This window comes from Janthinobacterium sp. LM6, from assembly GCF_002002885.1.
Classification (GTDB): Bacteria; Pseudomonadota; Gammaproteobacteria; order Burkholderiales; family Burkholderiaceae_D; genus Janthinobacterium; species Janthinobacterium kumbetense.
Genome location: NZ_CP019510.1, coordinates 4,713,604 through 4,725,374, shown reverse-complemented (window position 1 = coordinate 4,725,374; position 11,771 = coordinate 4,713,604). Strand labels below are relative to the sequence as shown.

General features: G+C 59.7%; 11 protein-coding genes. All 11 read left to right on the top strand.

Translation table 11 applies throughout. From position 1 onward, the window contains the following. Positions 1–9: 9 nt before the first annotated feature. The 11 genes from nuoG to BZG29_RS20635 all read left to right on the top strand — a co-directional run bounded on the left by nuoG (position 10) and on the right by BZG29_RS20635 (position 11,767). Positions 10–2,343 carry an NADH-quinone oxidoreductase subunit NuoG gene (gene nuoG / locus BZG29_RS20685; protein WP_077407065.1) on the top strand — a complete coding sequence of 778 codons (2,334 nt, stop codon included), beginning with the start codon at positions 10–12 and terminating at the stop codon, positions 2,341–2,343. Then, positions 2,343–3,425, top strand: coding sequence for an NADH-quinone oxidoreductase subunit NuoH (gene nuoH, locus BZG29_RS20680; RefSeq protein ID WP_071076363.1), 1,083 nt, complete (start codon positions 2,343–2,345; stop codon positions 3,423–3,425). The genes nuoG and nuoH overlap by 1 nt, the downstream gene beginning before the upstream one ends. 14 nt (positions 3,426–3,439) lie before the next feature. Continuing rightward, positions 3,440–3,928, top strand: a complete 489-nt coding sequence (gene nuoI, locus BZG29_RS20675; protein ID WP_010399726.1) for an NADH-quinone oxidoreductase subunit NuoI — start codon at positions 3,440–3,442, stop codon at positions 3,926–3,928. A gap of 66 nt (positions 3,929–3,994) precedes the next feature. Beyond that, entirely contained in the window at positions 3,995–4,627 is a 633-nt protein-coding gene (locus tag BZG29_RS20670) for an NADH-quinone oxidoreductase subunit J (RefSeq protein ID WP_034779507.1), read from the top strand. Next, the gene (gene nuoK / locus BZG29_RS20665) at positions 4,624–4,932 is read left to right on the top strand and encodes an NADH-quinone oxidoreductase subunit NuoK (protein ID WP_010399724.1); all 309 of its coding nucleotides are present in this window, start codon (positions 4,624–4,626) and stop codon (positions 4,930–4,932) included. Before BZG29_RS20670 ends, nuoK begins: the two co-directional genes overlap by 4 nt. 46 nt (positions 4,933–4,978) lie before the next feature. After that, a complete protein-coding gene (nuoL, locus tag BZG29_RS20660; RefSeq protein ID WP_035820513.1) occupies positions 4,979–7,072 on the top strand; it encodes an NADH-quinone oxidoreductase subunit L in 2,094 nt (697 codons plus the stop codon). Positions 7,073–7,101: 29 nt separating this feature from the next. Continuing rightward, positions 7,102–8,601, top strand: a complete 1,500-nt coding sequence (locus BZG29_RS20655; protein ID WP_077407062.1) for an NADH-quinone oxidoreductase subunit M — start codon at positions 7,102–7,104, stop codon at positions 8,599–8,601. A 16-nt stretch (positions 8,602–8,617) separates the two neighbouring features. Beyond that, positions 8,618–10,120: an NADH-quinone oxidoreductase subunit NuoN gene (nuoN, locus tag BZG29_RS20650; RefSeq protein WP_076567089.1), complete on the top strand. Its 1,503-nt coding sequence runs from the start codon at positions 8,618–8,620 to the stop codon at positions 10,118–10,120. Positions 10,121–10,123: 3 nt separating this feature from the next. Beyond that, positions 10,124–10,447, top strand: a complete 324-nt coding sequence (locus BZG29_RS20645; protein WP_070288753.1) for a DUF2818 family protein — start codon at positions 10,124–10,126, stop codon at positions 10,445–10,447. 58 nt (positions 10,448–10,505) lie between these two features. Next, complete coding sequence (locus BZG29_RS20640) at positions 10,506–11,063, top strand: NUDIX hydrolase (protein WP_077407059.1); 558 nt, start codon at positions 10,506–10,508, stop codon at positions 11,061–11,063. Further along, positions 11,021–11,767 (top strand): hypothetical protein, encoded by a 747-nt coding sequence (locus BZG29_RS20635; protein ID WP_366928671.1) that lies wholly within the window; start codon positions 11,021–11,023, stop codon positions 11,765–11,767. Before BZG29_RS20640 ends, BZG29_RS20635 begins: the two co-directional genes overlap by 43 nt. The last annotated feature ends 4 nt before the right edge of the window (positions 11,768–11,771 follow it).

Below are 11,771 nucleotides of genomic sequence, written 5' to 3'. Positions count from 1 at the left end.
ACGATCACCATGGTTGAAATCGAAATAGACGGCAAAAAAGTCGAAGTCCCTGCTGGTAGCATGGTGATGGACGCCGCCAACAAATTGGGAACCTACATTCCGCACTTCTGCTATCACAAGAAATTGTCGATCGCAGCGAACTGCCGCATGTGCCTGGTCGAAGTGGAAAAGGCGCCCAAGCCTTTGCCCGCTTGCGCGACCCCGGTCAGTGCCGGCATGATCGTGCGCTCCGCCAGCGATAAAGCTGTGCAGGCGCAAAAGTCGGTCATGGAATTCTTGCTGATTAACCACCCGCTCGATTGCCCTATCTGCGATCAGGGCGGCGAATGCCAGTTGCAAGACCTGGCTGTGGGTTACGGCAAGAGCGAATCGCGCTACAAGGAAGACAAGCGCGTCGTGCAGCCAAAGGAAGCCGGTCCGCTGGTGTCCATGCAGGAAATGTCGCGCTGCATCCAGTGCACCCGTTGCGTACGCTTTGGCCAGGAAGTGGCCGGCGTGATGGAACTGGGCATGATCGGCCGCGGCGAACACTCGGAAATCGTGTCCTTCGTGGGCCAGACGGTCGACTCCGAACTGTCGGGCAACATGATCGACCTGTGCCCGGTCGGCGCGCTGACGTCGAAGCCGTTCCGCTACAGCGCCCGTACGTGGGAACTGTCGCGCCGCAAATCGGTCAGCCCGCATGACGGCCTGGGTTCGAACCTGATCGTGCAAGTGAAAGCTGGCAAGGTCAAGCGCGTATTGCCGCTGGAAAACGAAGCCGTCAACGAGTGCTGGATCTCGGACAAGGACCGTTTCTCGTACGAAGCGCTGGACAGTGCCGAACGCCTGACATCCCCGATGCTGAAGCAAGGCAACGAGTGGAAAGAAGTCGATTGGCAGACCGCGCTGGAATACGTGGCGCACGGTTTGAAAAATATCAAGCACGAGCATGGCGCCGACGCCATCGCCGCGCTGGCAACGCCGCATTCGACCGTCGAAGAGCTGGTCCTGCTGCAAAAAGTCGCCCACGGTCTCGGTTCCGAGAACGTCGACTTCCGCCTGCGCCAGACCGACTTCGCGCTGGACGCCGGCGTCAAGCCATGGCTGGGCATGCCGATCAGCGAATTTGGCCAGATCAAGCGCGCCTTCGTCATCGGCTCGTTCCTGCGCAAGGACCACCCATTGCTGGCCACGCGTTTGCGCGCGTCCGTCAAGGGCGGCGCCAAGCTGTCGATCCTGCACGCCTCCGACGATGATCAACTGATCACCATCGCCAACAAGATGATTGTCGCGCCGAGCGATTGGCTGGCAGCCTTGTCGGAAGTGGTCGTCGCTGTTGCTAAAGCGAAAGAAATCGCCGCGCCAGCCGGTTACGAAGCGGTCACCGCTTCGGACGTGGCTGTCGCGATTGCCGCCAGCCTGATGGCCGGCGACCACGGCGCCGTGCTGCTGGGTAATGCCGCAACGCAACACCCGCAAGCATCGCAACTGCATGCTGCCGCGCAATGGATCGCCGAACAGACGGGCGCCAAGCTCGGTTACCTGACGGAAGCGGCCAATACGGTTGGCGCGCACCTGGTCGCCAAGCCGCGCGCCAACGTGCAAGCTGCCTTTGCCGTGCCGAAGAAAGCTTACGTGCTGCTGCACGCCGAGCCGGAACTCGATGCCGCCAATCCGCAAGCGGCCCGCGCCGCCCTGGATGGCGCCGACATGGTCGTGGCGATGTCCGCCTTCAAGCACGGCATGGATTACGCCGACGTCTTGCTGCCGATCGCCCCGTTCGCTGAAACCTCGGGCACCTTCGTCAACTGCGAAGGCCGCGCGCAAAGCTTCAACGGCACCGTGAAACCGCTGGCCGACACCCGTCCAGCCTGGAAAGTGCTGCGCGTCCTGGGCAACATCCTGGGCCTGGCCGGTTTCGACTACGACACCTCCGAAGCGATCCGCGACGAAGCGTTTGGTGCCGGCGTGACCGATCTGTCGGCACAGCTGAACAACATCGCGAAAAATGCACCGGAAGCGGCAAGCTACGCACCGGCTTCGCCAGCGCTGCAACGCATCGCCGACGTGCCGATCTACTTCGCCGACGCGCTGGTACGCCGCTCCGAACCGCTGCTGCGCACGGTCGACGGCGCCGCGCCGCAAGCCCATCTGTCGCCGGCATTGGCTGAAAAGCTGGGCATCAAGGCGGGCGACAAGGTCAAAGTGGCGCAAGGCTCCGGCAGCGCCATCCTGGTGGCGGCACTTCATGCCGGCCTGCCAGCCAATGTGGTCAAAGTGTCGGCGGCGCATGCCTCGACGGCCAGCCTGGGCGGCATGTTCGGTGACATCACAGTTGAAACAGCAGAGGGGAAAATCTGATGGCTCTGCCTGAATTTGTAAACGTCATCAACAGCAGCGGCCAGGATCTGCTGGGCGGCTCGTGGCCGTTCTTCTGGACCCTGATCAAGATCCTGTGCGTGCTGTTGCCGCTGATGGGTCTGGTTGCATACCTGACCTTGTGGGAACGCAAACTGATCGGCTGGATCCAGATCCGCGTCGGCCCGAACCGCGTCGGCCCTCTGGGCTTGCTGCAGCCGATCGCCGATGCGCTGAAACTCTTGTTCAAAGAGATCATCATCCCGTCCAAGGCCGCCAAGGGCCTGTTCGTGATCGGCCCGATCATGACCATCATGCCGGCCCTGGCCGCCTGGTCGGTCGTGCCGTTCGGTCCGCAAGCCGTGCTGGCCAACGTCAACGCCGGCTTGCTGATGCTGCTGGCGATTACCTCGATGGAAGTCTACGGCATCATCATCGCCGGCTGGGCTTCGAACTCGAAGTACTCGTTCATGGGCGCCATGCGCGCTTCGGCACAGATGATTTCGTATGAAATCCCGATGGGCTTCGTGATGGTCATCGTGCTGATGGTCTCGGGCAGCCTGAACTTCATCGACATCGTCGGCGGCCAGCAAATCGGCTTCTTCGCCGACAAGGGCGTGAACTTCCTGTCGTGGAACTGGCTGCCGCTGCTGCCGATGTTCGTCATCTACCTGGTGTCGGGCCTGGCTGAAGCCAACCGCCACCCGTTCGACGTCGTCGAAGGCGAGTCGGAAATCGTTGCCGGCCACATGGTTGAATATTCGGGCATGGCCTACGCCATGTTCATGCTGGCCGAATACGCCAACATGATCCTGATCGGCGCCCTGGCTTCGATCATGTTCCTCGGTGGCTGGTCCGCACCATTTGCTTTCCTTGAGTTCTGGGGTGGTTTCGGCGGCTTCTTCTGGTTGTTCGCCAAGACCTTCTTCATCGTGTCGGTGTTCATCTGGGTACGCGGTACTTTCCCACGCTACCGTTATGACCAGATCATGCGCCTCGGCTGGAAAGTGTTTATCCCGTTGACGCTGGTCTACCTGGTCTTCGTCGCTGCCTGGATGCAGACATCCTGGAATATTTGGAAGTAAGAGAGTGCATACGAATGGATAAGGTAAAAGATTTCTTCAGCAGCCTCTTGTTAGGCGAGCTGATCAAGGGCATGGCGTTGACAGGCAAGTACATGTTTTCGCGCAAGATCACGGTGCAATTCCCGGAAGAGAAGACACCGATCTCGCCGCGTTTCCGTGGCTTGCACGCGCTGCGCCGCTACCCTAACGGCGAGGAACGTTGCATCGCCTGCAAACTGTGCGAAGCGGTTTGCCCGGCGATGGCCATCACGATCGAATCGGAACAGCGTGACGACGGCTCGCGCCGCACCACGCGTTACGATATTGACTTGACCAAGTGCATCTTCTGCGGTTTCTGCGAAGAGTCCTGCCCGGTCGATTCGATCGTCGAGACGCAAATCCTGGAATACCACGGCGAGAAACGCGGGGATTTGTATTACACGAAAGAGATGTTGCTGGCCGTAGGCGATCGTTATGAAAATGACATCGCCGCTGCGCGCGCCGCCGACGCACCTTATCGCTGATGGATGCGCCGCAGCTGACCAGCTGCGGCGCGCCCCTCGTTCATCTGTACGTCTATTGGGTTTTTTATGGACTTTAAAACAATTTTGTTTTACGCCTTCGCGCTGATCTTGATTCTGGCAGCGACGCGCGTCATCACGGCCCGTAATCCGGTCCACGCAGTACTGTTCCTGGTACTGTCCTTCTTTTCCGCAGCGGGCATCTGGATGCTGCTGCAAGCTGAATTCCTGGCCATCGTGCTGGTATTGGTGTATGTCGGCGCCGTGATGGTGCTGTTCCTCTTCGTGGTCATGATGCTCGATATCAATATCGACCGCATGCGCGAAGGTTTCTGGGGCTATCTGCCATTGTCCGTGACGGTGGGCGTGATCATCGTGCTGGAAATGGCCGCTGTCCTGTGGCACGGTTTCCGCAACTTTGCGCCTAGCATCGCTCCGGTGAACGTCAACCTGGGCGGCACCAAGGAACTGGGCCTGCTGATCTACACGAAATATGTGTTCGCCTTCGAGATCGCCGCCGTCGTGCTGCTGGTGGCCATCGTTGCCGCGGTTGCACTGACTTTGCGCAAACGCAAGGACACCAAGCATTTTGCTCCAGGCGATGCGGTACGCGTCAAGCGCAACGACCGCCTGAAGATCATCAAGATGGACGCGGTCGTCGAGCGTCCTGCGGCTGAGCCGGAAGTTAAGGAGGCACCATGACATTATCGCTCACACATTTTCTGGTCCTGGGCGCGATCCTGTTCGCAATCTCGATCGTCGGTATTTTCCTGAACCGCAAGAACATCATCGTATTGCTGATGGCAATCGAATTGATGCTGCTGGCGGTGAATATGAATTTCATCGCGTTCTCCCATTTCATGGGCGACGCGGCCGGTCAGATCTTCGTTTTCTTCATCCTGACGGTTGCCGCCGCTGAGTCGGCTATCGGTCTGGCTATTCTGGTGGTGATGTTCCGTAATCTGGATACCATCAACGTCGAAGACCTGGACAGCCTCAAAGGCTGATGTTTTTCAGACTCGATCTCTCGAATAATAACGATTAAGGTTCATCATGGCGGGGCAACTCCTCAACCCTAACCTCCTTCTTGCCGTACCGCTGGCGCCGCTGGCCGGTGCCGCGATTGCAGGCTTGCTTGGCACCCAGTTCCTGGGTAATTTGGTCGGACGCAAGACGTCGCATACTGCGACGATCCTGGGCGTACTGATTGCGTTCATCCTGTCCGTGCAGACATTGCTGGCAGTGATGGATGGCGCGACATTCAATGGCACGATCTATAACTGGATGACGATCGGCACCCTGAAGATGGAAGTGGGCTTCCAGATCGATTCGCTGTCGGCGATGATGATGTGCGTGGTCACCTTCGTTTCCCTGATGGTGCATATCTACACGATCGGTTACATGAAGGATGATGAAGGCTACAACCGCTTCTTCGCCTATATCTCGCTGTTCACGTTCTCGATGTTGATGCTGGTCATGGCCAACAACTTCCTGCAACTGTTCTTCGGTTGGGAAGCCGTGGGCCTGGTCTCTTACCTGCTGATCGGTTTCTGGTACCAGCGTCCGACGGCCATCGTGGCCAACATGAAGGCTTTCCTCGTCAACCGCGTGGGCGACTTCGGCTTCATCCTGGGCATCGGCCTGCTGCTGGCCTACGCCGGCACCATGAACTACCAGGAAGTGTTCGCCAAGAAAGACGAACTCGCGCTGTTGAGCCTGCCAGGTACCGACTGGGCCCTGCTGACCGTCGCCTGCATCTGCCTGTTCATCGGCGCGATGGGCAAGTCGGCGCAATTCCCGCTGCACGTGTGGCTGCCTGACTCGATGGAAGGTCCTACCCCGATTTCGGCACTGATCCACGCCGCGACGATGGTGACGGCCGGTATCTTCATGGTCTCGCGCATGTCGCCGCTGTTCGAACTGTCCGACACGGCACTGTCCTTCATCCTGGTGATCGGCTCCATCACGGCGCTGTTCATGGGCTTCCTGGGCATCATCCAGAACGACATCAAGCGCGTCGTTGCTTACTCGACCCTGTCGCAGCTCGGTTACATGACCGTCGCGCTGGGTTCGTCCGCGTACTCCGTGGCCGTGTTCCACCTGATGACGCACGCATTCTTCAAGGCACTGCTGTTCCTGGGCGCCGGTTCCGTCATCATCGGCATGCACCACGACCAGGACATCCGCAACATGGGCGGCCTGCGCAAATACATGCCGATCACCTGGATCACGTCCCTGGTCGGTTCGCTGGCCCTGATCGGCACGCCGCTGTTCTCCGGTTTCTACTCGAAAGACAGCATCATCGAAGCCGTCGAAGCGACGCACATCTGGGGCGCTGGCTTTGCCCAGTTCGCCGTGCTGGCTGGCGTGTTCGTTACCGCCTTCTACTCGTTCCGCATGTATTTCCTCGTCTTCCACGGCAAGGAACGTTTTGGCCAGGCGCATGCGCACGGTCATGACGACCACCACGCGCCTGCTGCGAAGCATGATGCCCATGCACATGACGACCACCATGAAGAAGAGGAAGACGACCACGCGCACCACGGTCTGGAACCTGGCCAGAAGCCGCATGAATCGCCGTTCGTCGTGTGGTTCCCGCTGGTGATGCTGGCGATTCCTTCGCTGATCATCGGTTACCTGACGATCGGCCCGATGCTGCATGGCGATTTCTTCAAGGGCGTGATTTTTGTGGGCGAAAACCATCCAGCAATGGAAGAGTTGTCGCATGAATTCCACGGCGCAATGGCGATGGCGATCCACGGCCTGTCGACGGCACCGTTCTGGCTGGCATTGTCCGGCGTGGTGGCAGCCTACTACTGCTACATGGTCAACCCGCGTGTACCGGCCTGGTTCTTTGCCAAGTTCCACGCGATCCACACCCTGCTGGACAACAAGTACTACATGGACAAGTTCAATGAAGTCGTGTTCGCCGGCGGTGCCCGCTTGCTGGGTAATGGCCTGTGGAACTTCGGTGACAAGAAGCTGATCGATGGCCTGCTGGTCAACGGTAGCGCCAAGGTCGTCGCCTGGCTGTCCTCGCTGTCGCGAGTGTTGCAGACCGGCTACATCTATCACTATGCATTCGTGATGATCCTGGGCGTGCTGGGCTTCCTGATCTATTTCCTGCCATTCTGGCCCGCTAAGTAAGCTGACCTGATAAAAGAATACTGAGAACCATGATGCAGTCTACGATTTCTACACTACCTCCTTACCTGAGTCTGTCGATCTGGGTGCCGATCATTTGCGGCGTCCTGATCCTGGCTCTCGGCCGTGACAGCAAAGCGGGCTTTACCCGCTGGCTGTCGCTGGCTGGCGCCGTGCTCAGCATGCTGTGCACCTTGCCGCTGATCCAGCATTTCGACAACGCCGCACACGGCATGCAATTCGTCGAAAAAGCACCGTGGATTGAAACCTTCAATATCTGGTACTCGCTGGGTATCGACGGCCTGTCCCTGTGGTTCGTGCCACTGACGGCCTTCATCACCGTCATCGTCGTCATTTCCGCATGGCAAGTGATCGAGAAGCGCATCGCCCAGTACATGGGCTCCTTCCTGATCCTGTCGGGCCTGATGATCGGCGTGTTCTGCGCGCTGGACGGCTTGCTGTTCTACTTCTTCTTTGAAGCAACCCTGATCCCGATGTTCATCATCATCGGTATCTGGGGTGGTTCGAACCGCGTGTACGCGTCGTTCAAGTTCTTCCTGTACACCTTCTTCGGTTCGCTGCTGACCCTGGTTGCCATCATTTACCTGCGCAATGTGTCGGGTACCTTCGACATCCTGGCCTGGCACGCGTTCAAGCTGACGATGAACGAACAGATCTTCATCTTCCTGGCCTTCCTGATGGCGTTTGCCGTCAAGGTGCCGATGTTCCCGGTGCATACGTGGTTGCCGGACGTCCACGTGGAAGCGCCAACGGGCGGTTCCGCCGTGCTGGCCGCCATCATGCTGAAACTGGGCGCCTACGGCTTCCTGCGTTTCTCGCTGCCGATCACGCCAGACGCCAGCCACTACCTGTCGGGCTTCATGATCGCCTTGTCGCTGATCGCCGTCATCTACATCGGTCTGGTTGCCTTGGTGCAAACCGACATGAAAAAACTGGTCGCCTATTCGTCGATCGCGCACATGGGCTTTGTGACCCTGGGCTTCTTCATGTTCAACGACATCTCGGTGCAGGGCGGTATCGTGCAGATGGTTTCGCACGGCTTCATCTCCGGCGCGATGTTCCTGTGCATCGGCGTGCTGTATGACCGCATGCATACCCGCAACATCGCCGACTACGGCGGTGTCGTGAACCGCATGCCGAAATTTGCCGCCTTCTTCGTGCTGTTCTCGATGGCCAACTGCGGTCTGCCAGCCACGTCCGGTTTCGTCGGCGAGTTCATGGTGATCCTGGGCGCGGTGAAATTCAACTTCTGGATCGGTCTGCTGGCTGCAACGGCACTGATCTGGGGCGCGGCGTACTCGCTGTGGATGGCCAAGCGCGTGGTGTTCGGCAAGATCAAGAACAAGCACGTGGCCGAATTGACCGACATCAACAAACGTGAATTCTTCATGCTTGCTGTGCTGGCCATCGCCGTGCTCGTGATGGGTCTGTACCCAGCCCCGTTCACCGACACGATGCAAACTTCGGTTGCCGACCTGCTGCAGCATGTCGCCATCAGCAAGTTGCCTTAAATAGAAGACCGATAACATGACTAATGCACCTAATCTGGTACCGCTGTACGCGGAAATCTTTCTGCTGATCGCCACGTCGGCGCTCTTGCTGATCGATATGTTCTTGCCTGCGGCGAAGCGTTCGATCACTTACGTGCTGGCCTTGCTGACCCTGGCCGGCTGCGCCTTGCTGACCGTGGGCGACTTCAATGCGGGCACCACCGTCTACACGTTCCATAACATGTTCGTGTCGGACCCGATGTCGCAGTTGCTGAAACTGTTCTCGTACGGCGCCGTGGCGCTGACCCTGATCTACTCGCGTGCCTACGCCACCGACCGCAGCATGCTGTCGGGCAACCTGGGCGGCGAGTTCTACGTGCTGGCCCTGTTTGCACTGCTGGGCCAGATGATCATGATCTCGGCCAACAACTTCCTGATCATCTACCTGGGTCTGGAACTGATGTCGCTGTCGCTGTACGCACTGATCGCCTTGCGCCGTGACAATGCCAAGGCCACGGAAGCGGCCATGAAGTACTTCATCCTGGGCGCACTGGCTTCCGGTTTCATGTTGTACGGTATCTCGATGCTGTACGGCGCGTCCGGCACGCTGGACCTGGGCGAACTGCGCGTGGCGCTGGAAAACGGCAAGACCAACGGCACCATCATGGTCTTCGGCCTGGTGTTCCTGGTCGCCGGCCTGGCCTTCAAACTGGGCGTCGTGCCATTCCACATGTGGGTGCCTGACGTGTATCAAGGTTCGCCGACGGCCGTGACCCTGCTGCTGGGTGCGGCGCCGAAACTGGCCGCGTTCGCCATCACCCTGCGCTTGCTGGCCGAAGGCTTGCTGCCGATGGCACATGACTGGCAGCAAATGCTGCTGGTGCTGGCCGTGATGTCGCTGGCCATCGGTAACTTCACCGCGATCGCGCAAACCAATTTGAAGCGCATGCTGGCGTACTCGACCATCGCGCAAATGGGCTTCGTTCTGCTGGGCTTGCTGTCCGGTACCGTGGATGCGCCGAACAACACGCTGAACGCGGCCGGTGCAGCCACCGCCTATGGCGCCTCGATGTACTACGTCATCACCTACGTGTTCACCACCCTGGGTACTTTCGGCGTGATCATGTTGCTGGCACGTAATGGTTTCGAAGCAGACGAACTGGCCGACTTCAAGGGCCTGGGCAAACGCAGCCCGATCTTCGCGCTGGTGATGACCCTGTTCATGTTCTCGCTGGCCGGCGTGCCGCCGCTGATGGGCTTCATGGCCAAGTACTCGGTGCTGGCATCGGTATTGGCCACGGGCCAGCTGTGGCTGACCATCGCCGCCGTGCTGTTCTCGCTGATCGGCGCCTTCTACTACCTGCGCGTGGTCAAGATGATGTGGTTCGACGAGCCAAGCGACAGCAATGCGCTGGTCGTGCATGGCGACATGCGCGTCGTGCTGGCCCTGAACGGCGTGTTCGTCCTGGCCCTCGGTGTGATGCCTAACAGCATCCTGGCTGCCTGCGCGACCGCCATCACCAAGACCCTGGCGTCCTGATCGATGGATGTCACCGCATCGAGCTGGCTGGTGATCGCCCTGGGCATCCTGGGCGCCAACCTGCCATTCTTGAACGAAAAACTGTTTGCCGCCGTGCCCCTGAAAAAGGCGGCGCAGGCAGAGCAGGGCTGGCGCAAGCCGCTGGCGCTGCGCCTGCTGGAGATGGTGATTCTGTACTTCATCGTCGGCGCCGTGGCGTTCGCGCTCGAAGCGCGCATCGGCAACGGTTTCCCGCAGACGTGGGAGTTCTATGCCATCACGGGATGCCTGTTCCTGGTGCTGGCTTTCCCAGGTTTTGTGACTCGTTATCTGCGTAAACGCCGTTAGGCACCATCCTCCGAAAGCGGCGCCTCTGGCGCCGTTTTTTATTGAATAAAGGAATTCCATGGATACGAATCTGATTGAAACCAAGGTGGACGGCGAGCTCGTCTACCAGGGCGGCTTCCTGCGCGTGCAGCGCGACCGGGTTGCGCTGCCGGACGGCAAGATCACGGCGCGCGAATTCGTCCTGCATCCGGGCGCCGTCGTCATCCTGCCGCTGCTCGACGATGGCACGGTGCTGATGGAACGCCAGTACCGCTATCCGCTGGACCGGGTCTTCATTGAATTCCCGGCCGGCAAGATCGACGCGGGCGAATCGCACCTGGCTTGCGCCCAGCGCGAGTTGCTGGAAGAAACGGGCTACACGGCCAGCGACTGGCAATTCGTTTCCACCATCCACAACGCCATCGCGTATTCGGATGAGCACCTGGAATTGTTCCTGGCGCGCGGCCTGGTGGCCGGCGAACGCCAGCTCGATGAAGGCGAATTCCTCGAGACGTTCACGGCCACCGTGCCGCAGCTGCTCGACTGGGTCCAGGATGGCACCATCACGGACGTGAAAACCGTCATCGGCATCTTTTGGCTCGACAAGATTACCAGCGGCGCCTGGCAGCCGGCTTGATCCTGCGCATGCGCACGGCGCTTTTTCTGCTGCTCGCCTGTGTCACCTTGGGTGCACAGGCGCAGGCGCGCACGCCGTTCCAGGTGCGCTGCGAAGACACGATCAGCAAGACGGTGTCCGTGCTGACGGCGCAGCAGAACGGTTACAGCATCGACACGCATCTGCCGTACAGGGCCCTGACCGTCATGAAGGGCACGGCGCGCGCCAATACCTGGGTGCTGGGCTTGACGAAGACCGATTCGCAGGTGCGGATCGCGCTGGCCGGCCCCATGCTGCAAGACCCGGCCAGCGGCTACGAATGCGTCGCGCCGCAGATTACCGTGACCCTCACGTATGCGCCCGTGGTGATCTATATCGGCCGCGAGTTTGCGCCGGGCACGTGCGCGTATGATGAGATACTCGCGCACGAGCTGCGGCACATGAAAACCTATATGGAACACTTGCCGCGCGTGGAAAAGACCGTGCGCGCTGCGCTGGCGAAGCGCTTCGAGGCGCGGCCCCTGTATGCGCCCAGCGGCACGGCCAAGGCGGCGCTGGCGCGCGAGATCGACACGGGCTGGTTGCCGTACGTCAAGGCCGAAATGCGCAAGGTGGAAATCTTGCAGGCGGCCATCGATTCTCCGCAGGAATATGCGCGCCTGGGCAAGGCGTGCAATGGTGAGATCCAGAATATCCTGGCGGGCAAGACAGCGCCCGCCAACTAGACAA

Bases quoted from the DNA above. Each gene is read 5' to 3' on its own strand.
- nuoG (WP_077407065.1), top strand. From the start codon at position 10: ATGGTTGAAATCGAAATAGACGGCAAAAAAGTCGAAGTCCCTGCTGGT.
- nuoH (WP_071076363.1), top strand. From the start codon at position 2,343: ATGGCTCTGCCTGAATTTGTAAACGTCATCAACAGCAGCGGCCAGGAT.
- nuoI (WP_010399726.1), top strand. From the start codon at position 3,440: ATGGATAAGGTAAAAGATTTCTTCAGCAGCCTCTTGTTAGGCGAGCTG.
- BZG29_RS20670 (WP_034779507.1), top strand. From the start codon at position 3,995: ATGGACTTTAAAACAATTTTGTTTTACGCCTTCGCGCTGATCTTGATT.
- nuoK (WP_010399724.1), top strand. From the start codon at position 4,624: ATGACATTATCGCTCACACATTTTCTGGTCCTGGGCGCGATCCTGTTC.
- nuoL (WP_035820513.1), top strand. From the start codon at position 4,979: ATGGCGGGGCAACTCCTCAACCCTAACCTCCTTCTTGCCGTACCGCTG.
- BZG29_RS20655 (WP_077407062.1), top strand. From the start codon at position 7,102: ATGATGCAGTCTACGATTTCTACACTACCTCCTTACCTGAGTCTGTCG.
- nuoN (WP_076567089.1), top strand. From the start codon at position 8,618: ATGACTAATGCACCTAATCTGGTACCGCTGTACGCGGAAATCTTTCTG.
- BZG29_RS20645 (WP_070288753.1), top strand. From the start codon at position 10,124: ATGGATGTCACCGCATCGAGCTGGCTGGTGATCGCCCTGGGCATCCTG.
- BZG29_RS20640 (WP_077407059.1), top strand. From the start codon at position 10,506: ATGGATACGAATCTGATTGAAACCAAGGTGGACGGCGAGCTCGTCTAC.